Origin of the sequence: Blautia sp. 1001283B150304_161114_C9, from assembly GCF_015668165.1 — a bacterium.
Taxonomy (GTDB): Bacteria; Bacillota; Clostridia; order Lachnospirales; family Lachnospiraceae; genus Blautia_A; species Blautia_A wexlerae.
On the sequence record NZ_JADPGO010000001.1, the window covers coordinates 228,552 to 251,717 of the forward strand.

The following is a 23,166-nucleotide window of genomic DNA, read 5'->3' on the forward strand; positions in this document are numbered from 1 at the left end:
TCAGAGAACTGCCATAGTAAATCTTATGGCAGTTCTCCGGTTCGAACATCTTTGTCCTGTATTCATACTGCCGTATCGGCAGTATTTTATGGAATTGCTGCAATTTCAGATCAGGCAGCCAGATTTATGTTCTTCGCAGCCTGTTCTCAACCCCATTACTTACTGTGCTAAAGTTGCATTTGCGAAGTTAAATGCTCCGTCCGGAGATACATATACGCCAGACAGATAAGATTTTGTAGAATAGATGATCTGGTCATTGCCAAGGAATAACCATGGGCATGCTTCCCATGCAATCTTCTGAGCATCGCCATAGTATTTAGCCTGCTCTTCCTCGTTAGCTGTTGCAAGACCTTCGTCCATATCTTTATCAAAATCAGCGTCATTGAAGTATGCTGTGTTTGCACTTGTCGGAGGGCACATTGTGCTGTAAAGCAGGGAACGTAAAGAACCATCCATTGTGAAGTCAGATGCAGACCAGTTTACATACCACATATTGATCTCAGCATCTTCTTTGTCAACATAAATCTTGTCACTTACAGTTGCAGGCTCCATTGGCTGAACGTCAACTTCGATACCGATCTGAGCAAGCTGCTGGGAAATAAATGTCATACCTTTGATTTCCTGTGTTGTGTTATCGCCCCACAGAGTAAGTTTGAATCCGTCTTCGTATCCGGCTTCTTTCATAAGTTCTTTTGCTTTGTCTACATCATATGTGTAAGCTTCCTGTTCTTCATATCCACCGATGATAGATGGAACTACAGATGTAGCCGGTTTTCCGTATCCGGAATACATTAACTGGATGTATGCATCTTTGTCGATCGCATAGTTCATAGCCTGACGTACTTTTACATCAGAAAGCTGTTCCAGATCCATGTTCAGAGTTACATATCTCATGATGTTGGAGTCTGTTGTAAGGATGTTTACATCGTCTGTTCCTTTGATTGCTTCAATCTGGTCAGATGGTGTAGGATAGATGAAATCTGCCTCACCTGTCTGAAGCATAGCTGTACGTGCACCTGCTTCCGGAACTTCTTTGATTGTTACAGTGTCAACGCCCGGTTTGTCTCCCCAGTAATCATCATTGCGCTCGAAGCTTGTGTGGTCGCCTTCTTCCCATTCTGTACATACATATGGGCCGGTTCCGCATGGATGGTTCATGATATCATTGCCATACTCTTCAAGAGCTGCAGGGCTGATGATACAGAACTGTGTCAGACGGTTGATAAATGGTGCCCATGCCTGTGTCAGTTTGATAACCAGTGTGTAATCATCCGGTGTTTCAATGCTGTCTACACGAGGTGTTTCAGATCCGTCTTCGTTAGTTACGATAAATGTTCTTCTCTGACGAAGGTTGTTGTCTTTGTTAACTACACGATCGTAGTTTGCTTTAACTGCTGCTGCATTGAAGTCTGTTCCGTCCTGGAATTTAACGCCCTGACGAAGTTTGAAAGTATAAGTAAGAGAGTCATCGGAAACTTCCCATGATTCAGCAAGTTTGCCTGTTAATTCCTGGTTCTCATCAAAAGAAACCAGTGTCTCGTATACACCACGTGTAGCAGAGATTGCGTTTGTATCCGGAATGTTTGCCGGATCCATGGAGCTTACGCTTCCTTCGATTGCGATCACCAGATCATTGTCGGATGATTTGGAATCTTCATTTGTGGCTTTGAGAATATAGCCGTCATCATCTGCTGCAAATGCTGTAGCGGACATGGAAACTGTCATTACTCCTGCAAGAGCTGCTGCCATAACTTTTTTGTACATTTTCATAGTTTTCTCTCCTTTTCTTTCTGTACATTGTTACTTAGTTACAATCACGAAGTTAATTTTGGGTACAAAAAAAGTGTTTTTATATTTTTGCGTCTTTGCAATGTATAAAAATCGTGCAGCAATCCATTTACTTACATGCGCCTTTGCATCTTCATAAAAACACTTAGTTGTTTAACTTGACTCCAGTATAGCAATCTGTTGTCCTATTGTCAATTATTTTGTCGTATTTTATATTATTTTGGTGGTATTATACCAATATCTGACAGTGAAATTGGTATAAATCACCATCAATCAAGGATTATTTATTCTTGTTTGGTATTATTTGGCTATAATCTGTACAAACAATAAGTCCTCTAAACCTTATAGTTGGTTCAGAGGACTTATGTTGTTATCATATCTGTTTCTTCACATGAACCTGTAACTGATTGTACGGGATTTCAATTCCGTTTGCATCAAATGCTTCTTTGATCAGTTCATTAAGCCGCCACCTGGCAGGCCAGTATTTCTCCGTAGCCACCCACACACGCAGGCCCATGACCACTGCGCTCTCTCCAAGCTCATCTACAAACACCACCATTCCCTGGTCGTCTTTCGTATCTTCATCATTATGAAGGATTTCTTCCAGGATTGCTTTTGCTTTCTTAATGTCTGAATCATAAGAAATTCCTACTTTGATCTCCAGCTTACGAAGATCTCTGGCAGTTACATTTGTAATAATGCTGCCGGACAGCGTTCCATTTGGGATTACAATGTGTTTGTTATCTATGGAAATCAGAGTTGTATAACAGATTTCTATTTTGTATACAGTTCCTTCGCACCCATTCTGCTGTGCGATAATGATATAATCCCCCACCTGAAATGGTTTGAAGATCAGAAGCATGATCCCGCCTGCGATATTTGCAAGGCCGCCCTGCAATGCAAGACCTACCGTTACACCGGCAGTACCAAGCAGTGCTGCAATAGAGGATTCCTTTACACCAAAATGAGTGGCAATGCTAAATACCAGCAAAATGTAAAGTACAATTCTCAACAGCGACCCTGTAAACTGGATCACACCTTTGTCTACAGACGCACGCTCCATGGACTTCTTTATGAAAGAAACAAACCACTGGATCACTTTGCGCCCGCCCACAAATACCAGCAATGCCATTACTACTTTCAGCCCCAGTTTCGTCAAAGCCGGAAGATAGTCTGAAAAATACTGCTTATAGCTGTAATATAAACTTTTTGCCTCCTGAATTTCCTGTTCCAATATTTTTCACCTGCTCTCTTATATTTTGTCATGTATTATTTTTCTGCCCTTCTTTCACTTAACAGGCAGCTTTTCATATAATATCAGGGTTAAAAGATGTCTTTCCCCTGACTTGATATCTACGAATTACTCCGCTGCTTTGCAGATCCCGCAATTCTCATATAAGAGTAGCATAACATACCTCATTCTCTGTAACAATCAATTTTGTTCGGGCAAAAAAAAGAAAGCGGACAATATATCCGCTTTACTGACACAGGATTTCACGCTCTGATGAGCTAAAATCAATATGCATTATTTATAAGGATTGCTATAAGCGCAGAATAATCCCCTCATTTCCCAAAAACAGAAAATAAATAATTAGTTGAATAATCAGTATCGCCGGAACTCCTGTCTTAAATTTCGACTTTCTTGTTTTATGATGAAATACCTTCATACCGGCCAGAGCTCCCACCGACCCTCCGATCACCGCCAAAAATATCAGCTGCGCTTCCGGTATGCGCCACTGTCCGGCTTTTGCCCTGCTTTTATCCAAGCCATAGATAAAAAATGTGACTATATTAATGATAATCACATAAATATATAGAAGATTTGTAGATGTCATCTGCACCTGTGAATTCCTTTCTTTAATCTTAACATGCCAGACCTGCGATCACTGATTCAAAATCTTCATCATAGCCATCATATTTAAGTTCCAGAGGTTCTTCCACGCCAAGACTTAATACTCCGAGAATAGATTTGGCATCAATAAAAATTTTTCCTTTAAATACAATATCAATATCAAATGGACATCTGACTGCCGCACTGACCAGTTTCTTTGCTGCCTCCACGTCATTGATCTTAATTGTCTTATTCGCTGTTGTCATATTCGGTAATCTCCCTTTCCTTTTGGTCTCCGTCCTATTGTCAGGACTTTTATATTGATTTTTTGACCCAGTCGTATTATACTGATTCACACATTGATATACAAACGTTATTTTTCTATATCAGATATTCTATTTTTATATAGCATAAGGAGCCGACTGTATCATGATTCTTGATTATTATCGTATTTTTTACTATGTTGCCCAGTATAAGAGTTTTTCCAAAGCAGCCGACGTTATGGGAAACAATCAGCCTAACATTACCCGGTGTATGAATATTCTGGAGAATGAGCTGGGATGTAAACTTTTTATCCGTTCCAATCGCGGAGTACAGCTGACCATTGAAGGAGAAAGACTTTTTGAACATGTATCAATTGCAATAGAACAGCTTGTATCAGGAGAAAATGAACTTCTCAAAGATAAAGGTCTGGAAAGCGGACTTGTAAATATTGGTGCCAGTGAGATCGCACTGCGTTTATTCCTGCTGAACGAACTGGAAGTCTTTCATCACCGTTATCCACATGTAAAGCTGAGGATTTCTAATCATTCCACACCACAGGCAGTTCAGGCACTGGAAAACGGTCTGGTAGACTTTGCAGTAGTTACCACACCTGTCGCTCTGAAAAAACCACTTCAGAGAATTCCCCTCTATTCTTTCCGCGAGATCCTTATAGGTGGAGAGGAATATGCGGAAACAGCTTCCAACAAACACTGTCTTCAGGATCTGCAGGATATCCCTCTGATCGGGATTGCTCCAGGAAGCAGTACAAGAGAATTATATACACAGTATTTTATGCGCCATAACCTTCCCTTCTCACCTGATATGGAAGTGGCAACTACTGACCAGATCTTCCCTATGGTGCAGCACAACCTGGGAATCGGATTCTTCCCTGAAGAGCTTGCTGCTGAACATATTGCTCAGGGGAAAATCGTCCAGATTCCCATTGAAGAGCCTCTTCCTGAACGAAAGATCTGTCTGATCCGCAATGTAAAAAGGCCACAGAGCATTGCAGCACGCAGCCTTGAAGAACACCTCACATCACACCGGGAAACAGAATAACTGTTACTGCAGACAGCAGTACCCCCAAAAACAGGGATCACTCCTGCAGATATCCGGTCTGCAGTGGTAATCCCTGTTTTATTGATGTTATTTATTTAATCCTTTCATGGATAAGCTGATACGTTTTTTCTTCATATCAACTCCGATTACTCTTACATCTACGATATCCCCTACACTCACCGCTTCCAGAGGATGTTTGATAAATCTCTCTGTCATCTCGGAAATGTGCACCAGACCGTCCTGATGTACACCGATATCTACAAATGCACCGAAATCAATAACATTACGGACAGTTCCCTTCAGCACCATTCCTTCTTTCAGATCTTTCATTTCAAGAACGTCTGAACGAAGGATCGGTTTCGGCATGTCATCACGAGGATCTCTTGCCGGTTTCTCCAGTTCCTTTACAATATCACGAAGTGTGATCTCACCGATTCCCAGTTCTGCTGCCATCTTCTTATAGTCTTTTACCTGCAGGGAAAGTCCAAGGAGATTTCCTGCCACAACATCATTTGGCTTATATCCAAGTTTTGAAAGAAGTGCAGATGCTGCTTCATAGCTCTCAGGATGTACACTTGTTGCATCCAGAGGATTCTTTCCACCTGAAATACGCATGAAACCTGCACACTGTTCAAATGCCTTCGGTCCTAATTTCGCTACTTTGAGAAGTTCTTTTCTGTCTGTGAACTGACCGTTCTCTTCTCTGTAAGCTACGATATTTTTGGCAATTGCTTTGCTGATACCGGAAATATACTCAAGCAGAGATGCAGATGCTGTATTTAAATCTACACCAACTTTATTTACGCTGTCTTCTACAACGCCGCTTAATGCTTCATCCAGTTTCTTCTGGTTCATATCATGCTGATACTGACCCACACCGATAGATTTCGGATCAATCTTAACCAGTTCTGCAAGCGGATCCTGTACACGTCTTGCAATGGAAGCCGCACTTCTCTGTCCTACATCAAAGTTCGGGAATTCCTCTGTAGCCAGTTTGCTTGCAGAATACACAGATGCTCCTGCCTCATTTGTGATAACATACTGCACCTTTTTTTCCGGGATTTCTTTGAGCATATCTACGATCACCTGCTCGGATTCACGACATGCTGTACCGTTTCCTACTGAAATAAGGGATACACCGTATTTTTCGATCATACCTTCCACTGTATCCTTGGCAGCACGGATCTTTTTCTCAGTAGTCGGAGCTGTGGGATAAACAACTGTTGTATCCAGAACTTTACCTGTTGCATCTACAACTGCCAGCTTACAGCCTGTACGGAACGCAGGGTCCCATCCAAGTACGACTTTGCCTGCGATTGGAGGCTGCATCAGAAGCTGTTCCAGATTCTTGCCGAATACATGGATCGCGCCGTCTTCTGCCTTATCAGTAAGGTCACTGCGGATTTCTCGCTCGATAGCCGGTCCGATCAGACGTTTGTAACTGTCTTCTACAACTGCTTTCAGAATCGGAGTTGTATTCGGGTTGTCTTTTTTGATCACTCTCTTATTCAAATAACGAAGGATGTCTTCCTCCGGTGCATTTACTTTAACAGTGATAAATTTCTCTTTCTCACCACGGTTTAACGCAAGAATACGGTGTCCTGCCAGTTTCCTGACCGGCTCCTCAAATTCATAATACATCTCATATACGGACTGAGTTTCCGCATTCTTTGCTGTGGAAGAAATACTTCCGTTCTTTGTTGTCAGGTTACGGATGTAGATACGATAGTCTGCTTCATCGGAAATACGCTCTGCAATAATATCTTTAGCTCCATTCAATGCTTCTGCAACATTCTTAACACCCTTTTCTTCGGAGACGTATGCCTTGGCTTCCTCTTCTACCGGCTTGTCTGTCATCTGCAGAAGAATGATATCTGCCAGTGGTTCCAGCCCTTTCTCTTTGGCAATTGTCGCACGGGTACGGCGTTTCGGGCGATATGGTCTGTATAAGTCCTCTACTACAACCAGTGTCTGGGCATCCAGAATCTGTTTCTTCAGTTCCTCAGTCAGCTTGCCCTGGTCTTCGATGCTCTTTAATACCTGATTCTTCTTATCTTCCAGATTTCTCAGATACGTCAGTCTCTCAAAGAGTGCACGAAGCTGCTCATCATTAAGGGAACCTGTTGCTTCTTTTCTGTATCGGGAAATGAATGGGATGGTGTTGCCTTCGTCAATTAATTTGACTGCGGCTTCTACCTGCCATTTCTCCACCTTCAATTCCTGTGTGATTACCTGAATAATATCCATTATTTGTTTCTCTCCTCTTGTTGCTTGTGTGCCAACAAGTTGATTTCTCGAACAATCTTGCGTCTAAATTTCTTATTTCCGCGTTGTCGTCGGTCGCCGTAGTCACCGCTACGCCTCCTTCCTCCGCCTTGAAATAAAAAAATTTATCCTGCAAGATTGTTTCAAGAATCAACTTGTCGGCACACTTGTCAGAATTCAGATTGATTTTTTATCATCAAAAACGCTCTTGTGATAGGGTATCAATCTGGCAGTGATTTGTCAAGTGCGGGATTTTGGCATACATATGTCAAAATCCCACAGGATAACAGCGTATAAAAAGTAAATTACCCAAAATATTCATTAAGCTGTGCAATAAATTCCTCCGGAACCTTCCGTTCAAACGGAAAGCCTTCAATATTTCCCAGTCTGTCTGCAATATAGCCGAGCAGAACTGCACTTCTCTCCAGTGACCAGTCTGACAGCAGTGCAATGGTGTCGTGACGGGTATGCATGCCAAACCCATCTCTGTTCAGCGTCATTGCAGGGATTCCTTTCCATGCAAAAGCATTGGAATCACTTCCCCATATCTGGTTCTTCGTTGACATTCCGATACCGATTTCATGAGCCATATATGTGAGTATACTGCAGACAGACGCATCACCGGTGACCCCTGCTACAGTTCCGCCTACAAGCTGTCCGGCAAGATCTACATTCATGTTAAAACGATGTGCCGAAAGTTCATTTTCATGAATTTTGATATAATTCTGACTTCCCAGCAGACCTTTCTCTTCTGCGCCAAACCATATGAATTCCATTGTTCTGCGTGGTCTGTGTGCATGGAAATATCTGCACAGTTCCATAATGATCGCTGCTCCGGACATATTATCATACGCCCCCGGTCCCTCCGGAACAGAATCATAATGTGCAGTCAGAGTCAGGATTTCCTCTGCCTTATCTGTCCCCTCGATACGTGCCACTACATTACGGGATGTACATGTTACTGTCTCCTGCTCTACAGATAAACATACCTGAGATGCACCCTTCGTCACCAGTTCGATGGCATCTTTGTAATGAATGCTTACGCCAGGAATCCTGTTATCATAATTGACAGCTTCTCTTCCTGCTTCTTTTTTCTCTTCTCCCGGCAGATTCTTTGGCAGAGCGTATGCACGTGGAACCAGATCCACGCCTTCATCTAACGGAGAACCTGCAATACTGATGAATCCCACAGCACCGGCTTTCACCAGCTTCCGGTACATATCTTTTCTCACTGGATCATTTACCATGACAATCTTTCCGCTGACATGTGCAAGGCTGATATCATCACCGTTCTCTGCATACGCAAATGGTGCTTCCAACCCGTCCTCTGCTGTGTTTCCGCATCTTCCATATCCGGTTACTGTGTATTCTTTTGTGTATGGCTCTGTTACTTTCAGCTTTGCTTTTTTTATCTGAAAAGTATCAAAAGAAAATTCTTCCAGATGACTCTCCACGCCAAAACTGTCCAGAGTTTTCTGAATCCTTTCTGCTGCTTTTTCTTCTCCTGCAGTTCCTGCCTCTCTGATATAATCAAAATCTGCCAGAAATTCCAATTGACGCTTTCCACTGATCTCATTTGTATTCATAATCGTAAAAACCCTTTCCCTTTTCTTGAATTGCTATAGAAAAGACCTTTTTCTTCTGATAATATGATGTCAGGGCCAAAAGGTATTTTAACCCTGATATCATAATACTTATCATAGCAAAAAGGTCTTCAATTTAATAAACTGTATTTTTATTTCAGACTGTCAAAATATTCATCCCATGGTTTCGGTTCGTTGTCTTCTTCCTCTTCTTTTGGTGATGAATCATTCTGCTCTTTTTTATCATCCATATCTGTCTGAACATTCTGTATTTCTGTGCTGTCCGTAATATTCTGTTCATCTTCGTTTTCATAAGAAACCGATTCTTCCGGCACACGCCAAAACTGCTGCGGATGCGTCTCATCTTCCTGTGGCTGTTCACTCTGTGAATAGCTGTCAAACATAGGATTCACATAGTCTCGTGCCACACGTTCTTCTTCCTCTTTCTGCACTTTAAGCTCCCCTGTCAGATCACGATAGAACATTACTTCTGTCATGGCCATATATGGAAATATCCACAAGAGTGCAATATAGAATGTAAAAACAGAAAGAAACATCAATGGGATAAAGCTTATCTTCAGCATAAGATATCTTCCGAAGTTTCCATGCATCATCTCCAGACTCTCTTTCATAGCCTCTGTACTTTTCAATTCCGGCTTATCTGACAGAATATAATAAGTCATCTCCAGAGGAATGACCAGAATCTGATAAACAATCATTCCAACGATCATCAGAACAACACCTGTATACAGCCAGGTGATCAGCACCTCCACAGAAGCATCTTCACCCGGAAGATTCGCATTACTGTAAATCGTATAGGGCAGCATGGTAAGCAGATTCAGTACTGCCATAAAAAATCCGGCAACGATCACTCTGTCCGGGTGATGTCTGTAAAAATAAAACAGATCATTTAATGAATATGCTTTCCCTCTGGCAATATTCAGATACATATAATTCATACCTGCCGCTACCACATTGATCAGCAGAGTCAGAATAAATGTAAATGCATACGACAGCACAATATCAATTGTTTTCTCTCCCGGAAATAAAGCCGAGGATATCATGCTGCTGATCAGAGCCAGTGCCTGAACTGCAACAAATGCCAGGATCAGTATCCCATATTTTCCTGACATGGCCTGCTTCGCATAGTTTTTTAATTCACGTCTCGATGTCATGTAATTCTCCTAAATCAGTCTGCCAGACCAAAGGCATCATGTACTGCATTCATTGCGCGCACGCCGTCCTTTTCATTGATCAGAACTGTCACACGAATCTCGGATGTAGAGATCATGTTGATGTTTACGCCCTCATTATAGAGGCTCTCAAACATCTTTGCAGCTACTCCGGGATTACTCATCATTCCTGCACCTACGATGGAAAGCTTCGCAATATTTCTCTCAGAATGAAGCTCTGCAAATCCAAGTCTTGCCTGATTTGCATCCAGAACTGCAACTGCATCATCCAGATCATTTCCATCTACTGTGAAAGAAATGTCCTTTCTGCCCGCACGTCCGATAGACTGCAGGATCACATCTACATTAATATTCTTCTTCGCAAGGGTATCAAATAATTTAAAAGCCACACCCGGCTCATCCTTTAATCCGATTACCGCAATTCTCACTGCATCTGTATCCAGCGCAACACCGCTGATCAACATTCTCTCCACTGTAACTTCCTCCTTTACCACAGTTCCTTCACTGTTGTTTAAACTTGAACGTACCACAAGCGGCACGCCATATTTCTTCGCCATCTCCACAGAACGGTTGTGAAGCACACCTGCCCCGAGAGTCGCAAGGTCAAGCATTTCATCGTAAGTGATCTCTTTGAGCTTTCTTGCTTTCGGAACCTTACGCGGATCTGCTGTATAAACACCATCTACATCTGTATAGATTTCACAGGCATCTGCATGAAGAGCAGCCGCAAGAGCAACCGCTGTTGTGTCAGAACCGCCTCTTCCAAGAGTCGTATAATCATCATACTTGTCAACTCCCTGGAAGCCGGTAACTATTACAATCTTTTTGCTGTCCAGCTCTCTTCTGATACGCTCTGTATCAATTCTTTTTAAACGTGCATTTCCATGACTGCTTGTCGTATGCATGGAAACCTGAAAAGCATTCAGGGAAACCGCAGGAACTCCCAGTTTATCCATCGCCATTGCCATCAGTGCAACAGACATCTGTTCTCCGATGGTAAAGAGCATATCCATCTCTCTTTTCGGCGGTTTCTCATTGACATCCCTTGCCATAGTGATCAGTTCATCCGTATATTTCCCCATTGCGGACAGAACGACAACCACGTCATTTCCTTTTCTGTACTCTTCTATACAGCGGCTGGCAACATTAAAGATACGTTCTTTATTTGCAACCGATGTACCGCCAAATTTCTTGACAATCAACATTGTTTTACTTCCTCCATAATAAGTTTACAGGAAAGAGAAGATTCTCATATCTTCCCTTTCCTGTTCTGTTTACAGTAATCACTGTACAAATGTTTATCTGAAGTATTGTATCAGTGTCCACCTTATCAGGCACACTATATGATACACGAAATCTGTCAGTTTATCAATCTTTAACTCGAATCTTTGCAAGTACCTGATCTCCGATCTGAGCCAGTTTCTCTTCAAATGCTCCCTGTGTCATTTCATCAGTGATAAATGCACATTCCTGCGGAAGCTGTCCCAGGCTGATGATCTCAACATCACCAAATACCTTCTTCGCTTCTTCTGCTGCTTCTTTTTTAATTCTCACAAAAAATCTTCCTGTCACTTCATCCAGTGGTTTCAGTACTGCCGGAGTGCTGTTCCAGTTTGTCACAATGTTAACATGGAGATGTTTTGCGGCATCCACAATATCACCAACTACAGCACTTGCTGTAGGCAGTTTACCTGCACCGCTTCCATAGAACATGGCATCTCCAAGCATATTTCCATGTACAAATACTGCATTAAACACATCATTTACACTGTAAAGGGGGCTGTTCTGGCCGAGCATAAACGGTGCTACCATTGCATAACAGGTTCCGTCTGCCAGTCTGCGGCTGGTTCCAAGAAGTTTGATGGTTCTGCCAAGCTTCGCAGCATACTCCATATCTTCAGGTGTGATCTTTGTAATTCCCTCTGTATAAATATCTTCAAAATCAAAATATCTCTCATAAGCAAGAGAGGAAAGGATTGCAATCTTACGGCATGCATCGTATCCTTCCACGTCGGCGGTAGGATCTGCCTCTGCATAACCCTTCTGCTGTGCTTCCTTTAATACAGTGTCAAATTCACAGCCTTCTGTGCTCATCTTATAAAGCATGTAGTTGGTAGTTCCGTTCAGGATACCTGTTACTTCGTCAATCTCATCTCCTGTAAGGGAAGAATTGATGACACGAATGATCGGGATTCCGCCGCCACAGCTTGCTTCAAATAAGAAGTTAATGCTCTTTTCCTTTGCAATATCCATCAGCTCGCGGCCATGCTTTGCAACCAGAGCCTTATTGGAAGTGCAGACATTTTTTCCTGCCAGAAGTGCCTTCTTTACAAAAGTATAAGCAGGCTCCACACCGCCCATAACCTCTACTACAATATCTACTTCCGGATCACTGACGATCTGTTCATAATCATGGACCAGAACCTTCTCTACCGGCTGTCCCGGAAAATCATGAAGATCCAGAACATATTTTACATGAAGTTCCTGTCCGGCACGTCTGGAAATGCTCTCTTTATTTTCATTTAATACTTCAAATACACCGCTTCCAACTGTGCCATATCCTAAAATTGCTACATTGATCATTTTCTTTTACTCCCTGCCTAATATTTTCAGATAATGAATTCCTTCATTCTGTTCAATCGTCTCTACCATTGCTTCTGCATCCCCCTCGCCCGGAAGAATGTCCACACTCAGAGTAAGTGTGGCAACCCCATTGATAGGAATACTCTGATGAATGGTGAGAATGTTTCCATGAAACCGTGCAATCGTCTGCAGGACAACCGACAAAAGCCCCGGTTCATCGTCCATCTGGATAATAAAGGTGATCGTCTTTCCCCTTGTCTCTTCATGAAATGGAAAAATATCATCTTTGTATTTGTAGAAGGAGCTTCTGCTGATTCCTGTGCGCTCTGCTGCATCCTGTACAGTGTCCACCTTGCCGGAGTCCAGAAGCTTCTTTGCCTCCACCACCTTCAGCAGGACTTCCGGAACTGCTCGTTCCCTCACTACAAAATATTTCTTTTTCTCTGTTACTGGTTTCTGCATATCAATTTACCTGTCCGTTCTTTAAAGACATTTGTTTTTACACACTGGATATATTATCACACCACACAAAAATACGCAAGAAATATATTCTGCTGAATCATTGTGTAAAATCATTATGCCTCAACACGAAAAAGGCTGTCCTGATTTCAGACAGCCTTTTTTATTCTTTTATTTCTTCAGTGCGATCCATTTCAGATATGCATTGATGAAAATATCAATTCCTCCGTCAAGTACTGCATCCACATTTCCGGTCTCCTCGTTTGTACGATGATCCTTTACCATGGTATATGGCTGCATAACATAAGAACGGATCTGATTTCCCCATCCGATATCTGTCACCTCACCGCGGATACCAGAGAGTTTTTCCTCTGCCTCCTGCTGCTTGAGAAGATACAGCTTGGCTTTCAGCATCTGCATGGCTTTATCTTTATTCATGTGCTGAGAACGTTCATTCTGACACTGTACCACGATTCCGGTAGGATAATGTGTGATACGGATGGCAGATGATGTCTTGTTAATATGCTGACCGCCGGCACCACTGCTTCGATAAGTATCAATACGGATCTCATCGTCATTGATCTCTACATCCAGATCCTTCTTGATATCCGGCATAACATCACAGGATACAAAAGATGTCTGTCGCTTACCTGCTGCATTGAAAGGAGAAATACGCACCAGACGGTGAACTCCCTTCTCTGATTTCAGATAACCGTAAGCATTTGTTCCGTTTACCTGGAAAGTAACCGATTTGATACCTGCCTCATCGCCGTCCAGATAATCCAACACTTCCAGGGTAAATCCTTTCTTATCTGCCCAACGGCTGTACATACGGTAAAGCATACCGCACCAGTCACAGGCCTCTGTTCCGCCTGCACCTGCATTCAACTTAATGATAGCATTCTCACTGTCATATTCTCCGGAAAGAAGTGTCTTGATACGGATATTGTCAAAATCCTTCTGAAACTCATCCAGCATTTCCTGAATCTCAGGAATCAGTGCAGGATCGTTCTCCTCATATCCCATCTCGATCATGGTTTCCATATCTTCCATCTGTGTAACCAGATTCTGATAGGTCTCCATGTCATCTTTCATGTCTTTTAATTCTTTCATTTTCTTCTGGGAAACTTCTGCATCATCCCAGAAATCAGGCGCTTCCATTTCGCGCTCTAATTCTTCGACCTTCTGCTCTTTGTTAGCCAGGTCAAAGTGAATCCCTCACTTCCACTAATGGTTCTGTATAAGTCGCAAGAATGCTCTTGAACTGGTCTAATTCAACCACAGCTTCACCCACTTTCTTATTATAAATATTCTCTGTCGGACTCCCTGTGGATAACCGACTGAATTGCTATAGATTATAGCAGTCCTAGTAAATAATTCGTTTAAAATAATACCATATCTTTAAGCAAATTACAAACAAAGAATTACCCACAGTGTGAAATGATCATTTATCGTTACATTTCACACTGTGGGTAATCATACTTTACACTGAATTGCGCATAAAGCCTGTATAATTTACGAGAAGAAGCTCTCTGCAACACTGATATCTGCAATATATCCCACTGTTCCTGTCATATAGATAGTTCCGTCCTCTTCCATATCGATCTGTATCATTCCGCCCGGCTGATTTACATTAATACGGGATTCTACCAGCCCCAGCTTATAGGCTGCCGCTGCTGCCGCACAGCTTCCTGTTCCGGAAGCCTTTGTATATCCGGAACCTCTTTCCCAGATTTCAATCTCCAGATTTCCCTTGTCGACCTGACGGCAGATCTGCAGGTTCATTCTCTCCGAAAATTCATCTGCATTTTCCACATAAGGTCCCAGATTCTTTACAGCTTCTGCACTTACATTGTCTGTAAAAATAATGCAGTGTGGATTACCAACTGTCAGGCAGGTAGCCTTGTATTCTTTTCCATGGAATACGAAATTCTCCTTAATTACTTCACGAACTTCACCGGAAACAGGGATATCGCTGGAGATAAAAGATGGTTTTCCTATGTTTACTTTAAATTCCGTTGCCCGGCTGTTCAGGCATTCCACATGAATCGTGCCTGACATAGTTTCAATGTCAAATTTTTTCTCAGTAATATATCCATTATCCATCAGATATTTGGCAAAAATACGCACGCCGTTTCCACTGATGGCAGATTCACTTCCGTCTGCGTTAAAAATACGCACACCCAATTTCCCATCAATTTCTACCGGTCCATAAAGCACACCGTCAGCGCCAAGCCCAAATCCTCTCTGGCAGAGAAGTGCAATCTTCTTTCCCTGAAGCTGTACCTGATTTTTCTTCGGATCAAGAATCAGATAATCGTTTCCAAGTCCCTGATATTTACTCATAATAATTGTATTTGCCATAACCATATCTCTCCTTCTGATTTATAATCCCGGATACTTCCCGCTTTTGTATCTGCATCGATAATCAATTGTCGGGCAATCTTTCCAACTCACTTCACCACTTGTCTGAGTCCCCACCCACTGCTTATTGCTCTTCGCAATTGAAGCAGGGGGCTTACTTGATTCGGTTAAATTTTGTGTCAGGTAATTTTCTCATATCACATCCTGACTTTATATTCATTATATTTTATTATTTTTACCATGTATATAGAGTAAAATGCTTAAAATATTGCAAAAAATGCTCTGTAGGTATTACAAAAAAGACCATTATATCAGTTCTCTGATATAACAGCCTTACAGCAGCATCACTCCTCTCTGTTCAGTTTTCTATTTCTTTACCCTATTTCGAAATAGTTACAAAGTTTTTACGATTACTTTGTAATTGTATGATACTATTATCGTGTAATAATGTCAATATCTTTGTAGCATATTTTCTCAGAAATTATAAAATATATTCGTTACTATTTGTTACATTCTTAGTAATAATTGTACATTTGCGCATTAAATGATATGATTATACCATGAATCAAACTTTTCCCTCCGCCTATTGCTTTCCACTGCTTATTTCTTTTCACAATCTCCACAGGGGACTTGCTTGATTCGATTAAATAATCATTGCAGATATCGGAGGCAGATATGTTATTATCAGAACAGTTCTATCAGACAGAAAAAACAGGATACCTGAACGAACAATTCCGACTTTTTCATCTTAAAGACCAGACCAGAAAGGAATTCTCTTACCATTATCATGATTTTCACAAGGTAGTTATCTTCATCTCCGGTAAGGCTGCTTATCATATAGAAGGAAAAGCTTATCAACTGAAACCATGGGACATTCTTCTGGTAAACCGCCATGCCATCCACCGCCCGGAAATTGATCCATCTGTTCCATATGAACGTTTTATTCTCTGGATCCAAAACGATATTCCCTGGCAGGAACTGCTGAAATGCTTCCAGAAAGCAAATGACCGAAGCTATAATCTGGTACGTCTGAATTCTGCTCTTCAGGAAAAGATGAAAGACATCCTGTTTGAACTGGAAAATTCCGCAAAATCCGATGAATATGGAAAGGAAATCCTGACACAGTCACTTTTTCTTCAATTTATGGTTTATCTGAACCGTATCTTTCTGGAAAAGCAGTACATTTTTGATAAAAAATCCTACACCTTTGACTCGCAGATTGCCAGTATCCTTCAGTATATCAACCACAATCTGAAAGAAGATCTGTCTGTAGAAACGCTTTCTGCCAGATATTATGTAAGCAAGTACCATCTGATGCGGAAGTTCAAACAAGAAACCGGCTATACCCTTCATAATTATATTGTAAACAAGCGGCTTCTTATGGCACGTACTCTGATTTCAAATGGAATGCCTGTGACAAAAGCAGCACAGGAAAGCGGGTTCGCAGAATACAGCACTTTTTCCCGGGCATACCGTAAACAGTTCAAAACCAACCCCAGCGAAGAACTGCCTCATTATAGCAATCCTCTAAAATAATGCATCCACTACCTTTACACAACAATTCCATAACACAAAAAAGATGTAACCATGTCTGAAAGAATCTTTCTTCTCAGACATAATTACATCTTTTATTGTTCTCAGGTCGGGCAGATATTCGCGCTCCGCTTACTGTTTCACTTTCTTCTTCGCTGTCGCACAGTAGAATACGAATCCCAGCAGTACCAGTGCCACGATCATCCATCCGGCCAGTGCTGCTGTTCCCAGACCTGCAAATTTATCATAGTAACCTTTCAGATAGATCACAATGATAATCGCCGGAATTCCATAGGCAACATAATTTTTCAGACATTTCGGGAATTTCATGCCTGTACCGGCATTCACCTCTGCAATGAAATTGTCCCATCCCCATCCGTTCTTTCTGGTACAAAACAGAAGGTAACCAAGACTTCCAAGAGGAAGAAGGTTATTAGAAACAATAAAGTCTTCCAGATCCATGATGTTGCTTCCATCTCCGAATGGCTGGAATCCGGAAAGTACATTGAATCCAAGCACACATGGAATGCTTAAGATCACAACAAGAACTGCGCAGACAACAACACTCTTTTTACGGTTCCAGCCAAACAGTTCCATATTAAACACGATCAGGTTCTCAAATACAGCAATGATCGTTGAAACCGCAGCAAATGTCAGAAACAGGAAGAACAGACTTCCCCACAAAGCCCCTCCGCTCATCTTTGCAAAAATATTGGGCAGAGTGATAAAGATAAGGCTTGGACCTGCATCCGGCTGGATTCCATAGGAGAAGCACGCCGGAATAATGATAAATCCTGCTGTCAGCGCAACAAAAGTATCGAGTACGGTGATGCTTACCGCCTCTCCGGTAAGGCTTCTGGATTTGTCCAGATAACTTCCGAAGATCAGCATGGCACCAATACCAATGGATAATGTAAAGAATGACTGACTCAATGCCGCAAATACTACATTACCAACTCCTGCTTCCTTAATCTTCTGAAAATCAGGAATCAGATAGAAGCTGATTCCTTCTCCCGCGCCTTCCATCATTACTGAATGAACCGCAAGGATCACCATAATGATAAGCAGTGCACTCATCATTACTTTGGAGATTTTTTCAATACCATTCTGCAATCCCATGAAACAGACTGCAAATCCAATCAGACAGATGATCACCATCCATAACATCATCGTCGGTGCATTTCCCAGCATATCGGAAAAAGACTGTGTTACTGCTTCCGGAGTCGCTCCAACGAAATCTCCCCGCAGACTCTTCACACAATAGTAGATCATCCATCCTCCTACTGTTGTGTAAAACATCATCAGCATATAACATCCAATAATACCAATAAATTTCAATGGCTTCCAGCAGCTTCCTGCAGGTGCCAGTTTGTCAAAACATTTCGCAACACTTGTGTGGCTTCCCCGTCCTACCGCAAATTCTGCTACCAGAACCGGAATACCGAGAATAACCAGAAAACATAAGTAGATCAGGATAAAGGCCGCGCCTCCATATGCCCCGCAGATATACGGAAACTTCCACACGTTTCCAATACCGATGGCACATCCTGCTGACACCAGGATAAAACCAAGGCGTGAGCCGAAAGACTCTCTTTTCATACTGTTTTTCCCCCTTTATGGAATTGTTATGTGACTGTTCATCAATCATAATCACATAGCTGTGGATGTACTGAACAGTTCAGACAGATATTCACAATCTGCCAATTCAACGCGCTAACGTGTTTTTGCGCACGATAAAAGGGCCTCATGATTCAGCCCTTTTATTTTGCAGCAGACATGATCTGCTCACAATGTTCTTTTTACAAAATCATTACTGCCCGCTCTGTAGTAATGAACTCACCACATACAGAAATGGGAGTCTTCTCAACTGAGATAAACGAGTCAGACCTTATTCTTACGTCCACAGCACTGTTTGTATTTCTTACCGCTTCCACATGGGCAGGGATCGTTCGGATATACTTTGATTTCTTTTCTCTGAACCGGTTTCTTAGGACCGGCACTGTCATCCTTGTTTGTTCCGGTAACTTTAGCTACCTGTTCACGCTCGATCTTCTGCTCTACATGTACATGGTACAGCATACGAAGAGTATCTTCCTGAATGGATGTGATCATTTCGTTGAACATATCAAATGCACTCATTTTATATTCAACAACCGGATCTCTCTGTCCATAAGCAGCAAGTCCGATACCCTGACGAAGGATTTCCATATCATCAATGTGATCCATCCACTTGCTGTCAATGCATTTCAGAAGTACAACTCGCTCTAATTCACGAAGCTGCTCCGGTTCCGGGAACTCTGCTTCTTTTTCTTCATAGAGCTTCACTGCCTCTTCTTTCAGTTCATGTCTGATCTCATCGCGTTTCTTGCCTTTTACACTCTCAGCTGTAAGCGGTCTAATCGGAATGATCGGAGTAAGAACACCGTTAAATTCATTCAGATCCCACTCTTCAGAATCTACATCATCAGAGAAACACATATCAACATAAGTATCCACTGTATCCTGGATCATCTTATAGATTGCTTCGCGCATATTCTCACCGTCGAGAACCTGACGACGTTCTTTGTAGATGATCTCACGCTGTTCATTGTTTACCTGGTCATAATCAAGAAGATTCTTACGGATACCAAAGTTGTTAAACTCAATCTTCTCCTGAGCTTTCTCAATTGCATTGGAAAGCATCTTGTGCTCAATCTGTTCATTCTCTGCAACACCAAGAGATGTAAAGATCTTCATCAGTCTCTCAGAACCGAACAGACGCATCAGGTCATCTTCCAGGGAAATATAGAAACGGGATTCACCCGGATCTCCCTGACGTCCGGAACGTCCGCGAAGCTGATTATCAATACGTCTGGACTCATGACGTTCTGTACCGATGATCATCAGACCACCTGCATTTCTTGCCACATCATCCAGCTTGATATCTGTACCACGACCAGCCATGTTAGTGGCAATCGTAACTGCTCCTGCCTGACCTGCCTGTGAGACAATCTCTGCCTCAAGTTCATGGAACTTGGCATTCAATACATTATGTTTGATTCCCTGTCTCTTCAGCATACGGCTGAGAAGCTCGGAAGTTTCAATCGTAATGGTACCGACCAGTACAGGCTGCTGTTTCGCATGAGCTTCCACTACAGCATTGACAACTGCGTTGAATTTCTCTTTCTTTGTCATATAAACAGCATCTTCATGGTCAACTCGGATAACCGGTCTGTTAGTCGGGATCTCTACAACGTCCATTGCATAGATATCACGGAATTCTTTCTCCTCTGTGACAGCTGTACCGGTCATACCGCCCTTCTTATCATATTTATTAAAGAAGTTCTGGAAAGTGATGGTTGCCAGAGTCTTGCTCTCACGTTTGATCTTAACATGCTCTTTCGCTTCGATTGCCTGATGAAGACCATCTGAGTAACGGCGTCCCGGCATGATACGTCCGGTGAATTCATCAACAATAAGGATTTCATCATCTTTAACTACATAATCCTGATCCTTATGCATCAGGTTATGGGCACGAAGTGCAAGTGTAATATTATGCTGGATCTCCAGATTCTCCGGATCTGCCAGGTTTTCAATATGGAAAAATTTCTCAACCTTATGAACGCCCTGCTCTGTAAGGTTTACGATCTTATCTTTTTCATTTACAACGAAGTCACCTGTCTCGATAACTTCTTCACCCATGATGGCTGCCATCTTGGTCATCTCATGGCTGGCTTCACCGCGCTCTAACTGCTGAGCAAGGATATCGCAGGCCTCGTATAACTTGGTTGACTTACCGCTCTGTCCGGAAATGATCAGCGGGGTACGTGCCTCGTCGATGAGAATGGAGTCGACCTCATCGATGATACAGTAGTGCAGATCTCTCTGTACCAGCTGTTCTTTATAGATAACCATGTTGTCACGCAGATAATCGAAACCGAGTTCGTTGTTCGTAACATAGGTAACATCACAGTTGTATGCAGCACGACGCTCATCCTGCTTCATATCATTTAAAACAACACCGACTGTCAGGCCAAGAAACTCATGGATCTTTCCCATTTCTTCCGCATCTCGTTTAGCCAGGTAATCGTTGACTGTTACGACATGCACACCTTTGCCTTCCAGTGCATTTAAATATGACGGAAGTGTAGCGACAAGTGTTTTACCTTCACCTGTTCTCATCTCTGCGATACGTCCCTGATGGAGAATGATACCACCGATAAGCTGCACACGGAAATGTTCCATTCCAAGAACACGCTTGCCTGCTTCACGTACAACCGCAAATGCCTCAGGAAGCAGATCATCCAGTGTCTCTCCCTCTTCAAGACGTTTCTTAAATTCTCTTGTTTTTCCTCTGAGTTCTTCGTCGCTTAACTTCTGCATGTCCGGGCGCAGGCTCTCAATTTTCTCAACCAGAGGCATGATACGCTTAACCTCTCGCTGGCTGCGGGTCCCGAATACTTTTGAAAACATATTCATATTAGGTTTTACTCCTGTTTATTTCTTTTTTATACAAGCATTGCTGCCATATAACAATTACTGCTGTGCGGAATAATTTCTGTTCACTCCGTCCACAGCAGACATGTCAGCAGCATGCGGACATTACAAACACTTACTATAATACACAATACTTGTATATTCTAACACTTTCCGTTATGGAAAACAATGAATTTTTCATGAACAAACCAAGAAAATTACGGAGTCACCAAAATTTATCGCTTCGTATCCACGATCAGTCTGCCAAATTTCTGCAGTTCCCTTTTGGCCTGTACAAAATCCGGTAAATGCCACTCCCAGTTCGGAGAACCAATGGTTCCCGGTGTGTTGATATGTCCCTCTTTTCCAATTCCGAGAATATCTGCCAGCGGAATGATCGCATATTCTGCCTGATTCTGCATGGTGTACTGCAGGAATCTGTCCTTGACAGAGCCCTGTGATGCTCCCGCCCTCTTTAACATCCGGCGGATTTTTCTTTTGGCTGCAACACTCATGTTTCCATACCACTGCATGATCGTATCATTGTCATGAGTTCCTGTGTAGAAAATCATGTTTTCCACATCATGGAAGGTATCGCGGGCATACTTTCCACCTGTTTCTATGGAAAAGATCAGAATCTTCATTCCCTTCAGATGATAATGATCTTTCAGCATCAGAACCTCCGGACGAAGCAGGCCCAGATCCTCTGCCACCAGATCTAACCCCGAAATTTCTTTCTGAAGTGTATCAATGACCTCATATCCTGGTGCTTCGATCCATTCACCGTCAATAGCAGTCGGGCAGTCTGCCGGAATTTTCCAGTATGTGTCAAATGCACGAAAATGGTCGATTCTTATAATATCAAACAATTTGTTGCTATAGCCAATCCTGTCCACCCAGAATCTGTAATCCTGTTCTTTCATATGCTCCCAGTCATAGATCGGATTTCCCCATCTCTGTCCTGTAGCACTGAAATAATCAGGCGGTACTCCGGCGATGAAGATCGGACGTCCATCTGTATCAAGAAGAAAGTTATCTTTTCCACCCCATACGTCCACGGAATCCTGTCCCACATAGAAAGGAACATCTCCCATGATCTGGATTCCGGCATCGTTTGCAGCCTTCTTCACCTTCATCCACTGTGTGTAGAAAATATACTGAAGGAACATCTGATATTGTGCCTCTGTCTCCACCTCTGCCGGTAACTTCTGTCTGTTCTCCGGCCAGGTTCTATATTCTTCCGGCCAGTCATTCCAGCATTCTCCGTTATTTGCTTTCTTTAATGCGCGGAACACGCCATACTCATATACCCATTCCTGTGAAACAAATTCTTTATATGCTGTTTCTTCCTGTCCCTTTTTCTCTGTAAAAACATCAAACGCAGTTCTTAAGAAAGGCTCTCTGTACTGGCGGACAGCCTCATAATCTACTCTTGTAGCTCTCTCCTGAAATTCCTTTGGATGTTCCTTTAACAGACCTTCCTCTGCAAGCGCATCAAGACTGATATACAACTCATCCCCTGCACAGGAGGAATATGGCTGGTATGGGGAATTACCATAGCCAACCGGATTCAGTGGCAGTATCTGCCATATTTTTACATGATTCTCCTTTAATAACTCGATAAAATGGAATGCAGATTCTCCAAGTTCCCCGGCACCAATACGGGACGGAAGTGCGGAAACTGGCATTAATACTCCGGCTTTTCTCATGATTTTTGTGCTCCTTCCTTCTTTTTACACTTCTTCATTTATAAAATTTCGGTAACTGTTCTTCAGCAGTCCATTCCAAC

17 protein-coding genes are annotated in these 23,166 nt (G+C 42.4%); 2 read left to right on the plus strand and 15 right to left on the minus strand.

What is annotated here, in order from left to right; genetic code table 11:
- Positions 1 to 159: 159 nt before the first annotated feature.
- The 4 genes from I4V44_RS01020 to I4V44_RS01035 form a co-directional block, all read right to left on the minus strand.
- Positions 160 to 1,770, minus strand: a complete 1,611-nt coding sequence (locus I4V44_RS01020; protein WP_182437286.1) for a glutathione ABC transporter substrate-binding protein — start codon at positions 1,768 to 1,770, stop codon at positions 160 to 162.
- Between the two features lie 391 nt (positions 1,771 to 2,161).
- The gene (locus I4V44_RS01025) at positions 2,162 to 3,022 is read right to left on the minus strand and encodes a mechanosensitive ion channel family protein (RefSeq protein ID WP_008706292.1); all 861 of its coding nucleotides are present in this window, start codon (positions 3,020 to 3,022) and stop codon (positions 2,162 to 2,164) included.
- A gap of 307 nt (positions 3,023 to 3,329) precedes the next feature.
- Complete coding sequence (locus tag I4V44_RS18015; RefSeq protein ID WP_196002185.1) at positions 3,330 to 3,623, minus strand: DUF1294 domain-containing protein; 294 nt, start codon at positions 3,621 to 3,623, stop codon at positions 3,330 to 3,332.
- 28 nt (positions 3,624 to 3,651) lie between these two features.
- A complete protein-coding gene (locus I4V44_RS01035; RefSeq protein WP_025578847.1) occupies positions 3,652 to 3,885 on the minus strand; it encodes an HPr family phosphocarrier protein in 234 nt (77 codons plus the stop codon).
- Positions 3,886 to 4,048: 163 nt separating this feature from the next.
- Here I4V44_RS01035 and I4V44_RS01040 point away from each other — a divergent pair, with 163 nt between their 5' ends.
- The gene (locus tag I4V44_RS01040; protein WP_008706289.1) at positions 4,049 to 4,942 is read left to right on the plus strand and encodes a LysR family transcriptional regulator; all 894 of its coding nucleotides are present in this window, start codon (positions 4,049 to 4,051) and stop codon (positions 4,940 to 4,942) included.
- 87 nt (positions 4,943 to 5,029) lie between these two features.
- Here the strand turns inward: I4V44_RS01040 and I4V44_RS01045 are convergent, their stop codons facing one another.
- The 8 genes from I4V44_RS01045 to dapF form a co-directional block, all read right to left on the minus strand.
- On the minus strand, positions 5,030 to 7,189 hold the full coding sequence (locus I4V44_RS01045; RefSeq protein ID WP_118566664.1) for a Tex family protein: 2,160 nt from the start codon (positions 7,187 to 7,189) through the stop codon (positions 5,030 to 5,032).
- Between the two features lie 323 nt (positions 7,190 to 7,512).
- Positions 7,513 to 8,793, minus strand: a complete 1,281-nt coding sequence (locus I4V44_RS01050; protein WP_196002186.1) for a M28 family metallopeptidase — start codon at positions 8,791 to 8,793, stop codon at positions 7,513 to 7,515.
- Positions 8,794 to 8,942: 149 nt separating this feature from the next.
- Positions 8,943 to 9,965 carry a DUF975 family protein gene (locus I4V44_RS01055; RefSeq protein WP_196002187.1) on the minus strand — a complete coding sequence of 341 codons (1,023 nt, stop codon included), beginning with the start codon at positions 9,963 to 9,965 and terminating at the stop codon, positions 8,943 to 8,945.
- A 14-nt stretch (positions 9,966 to 9,979) separates the two neighbouring features.
- Positions 9,980 to 11,188: an aspartate kinase gene (locus tag I4V44_RS01060; RefSeq protein WP_008706282.1), complete on the minus strand. Its 1,209-nt coding sequence runs from the start codon at positions 11,186 to 11,188 to the stop codon at positions 9,980 to 9,982.
- A 163-nt stretch (positions 11,189 to 11,351) separates the two neighbouring features.
- Positions 11,352 to 12,566 carry a homoserine dehydrogenase gene (locus I4V44_RS01065; protein ID WP_196002188.1) on the minus strand — a complete coding sequence of 405 codons (1,215 nt, stop codon included), beginning with the start codon at positions 12,564 to 12,566 and terminating at the stop codon, positions 11,352 to 11,354.
- A 6-nt stretch (positions 12,567 to 12,572) separates the two neighbouring features.
- On the minus strand, positions 12,573 to 13,028 hold the full coding sequence (locus I4V44_RS01070; protein ID WP_022380012.1) for an ACT domain-containing protein: 456 nt from the start codon (positions 13,026 to 13,028) through the stop codon (positions 12,573 to 12,575).
- A 168-nt stretch (positions 13,029 to 13,196) separates the two neighbouring features.
- Positions 13,197 to 14,307, minus strand: a protein-coding gene (gene prfB / locus I4V44_RS01075) for a peptide chain release factor 2 (RefSeq protein WP_096788358.1) whose coding sequence is annotated in 2 segments (ribosomal slippage) — positions 13,197 to 14,231 and positions 14,233 to 14,307 — 1,110 coding nt in all. Because the reading frame shifts where the segments join, the coding sequence is not laid out codon by codon here.
- Between the two features lie 233 nt (positions 14,308 to 14,540).
- Positions 14,541 to 15,389 (minus strand): diaminopimelate epimerase, encoded by an 849-nt coding sequence (gene dapF, locus I4V44_RS01080; RefSeq protein WP_330610562.1) that lies wholly within the window; start codon positions 15,387 to 15,389, stop codon positions 14,541 to 14,543.
- 675 nt (positions 15,390 to 16,064) lie between these two features.
- On the opposite strand from dapF, the gene I4V44_RS01085 reads away from it, so the two are divergent.
- Positions 16,065 to 16,925, plus strand: a complete 861-nt coding sequence (locus tag I4V44_RS01085) for an AraC family transcriptional regulator (RefSeq protein WP_055054011.1) — start codon at positions 16,065 to 16,067, stop codon at positions 16,923 to 16,925.
- Positions 16,926 to 17,054: 129 nt separating this feature from the next.
- Here I4V44_RS01085 and I4V44_RS01090 read toward each other — a convergent pair whose 3' ends face one another.
- The 3 genes from I4V44_RS01090 to malQ form a co-directional block, all read right to left on the minus strand.
- Positions 17,055 to 18,521 carry a sodium-dependent transporter gene (locus tag I4V44_RS01090; protein WP_008706275.1) on the minus strand — a complete coding sequence of 489 codons (1,467 nt, stop codon included), beginning with the start codon at positions 18,519 to 18,521 and terminating at the stop codon, positions 17,055 to 17,057.
- A 282-nt stretch (positions 18,522 to 18,803) separates the two neighbouring features.
- Positions 18,804 to 21,380: a preprotein translocase subunit SecA gene (gene secA, locus I4V44_RS01095; RefSeq protein ID WP_008706273.1), complete on the minus strand. Its 2,577-nt coding sequence runs from the start codon at positions 21,378 to 21,380 to the stop codon at positions 18,804 to 18,806.
- Between the two features lie 233 nt (positions 21,381 to 21,613).
- Positions 21,614 to 23,086, minus strand: coding sequence for a 4-alpha-glucanotransferase (gene malQ / locus I4V44_RS01100; protein WP_196002190.1), 1,473 nt, complete (start codon positions 23,084 to 23,086; stop codon positions 21,614 to 21,616).
- Positions 23,087 to 23,166 lie beyond the last annotated feature (80 nt).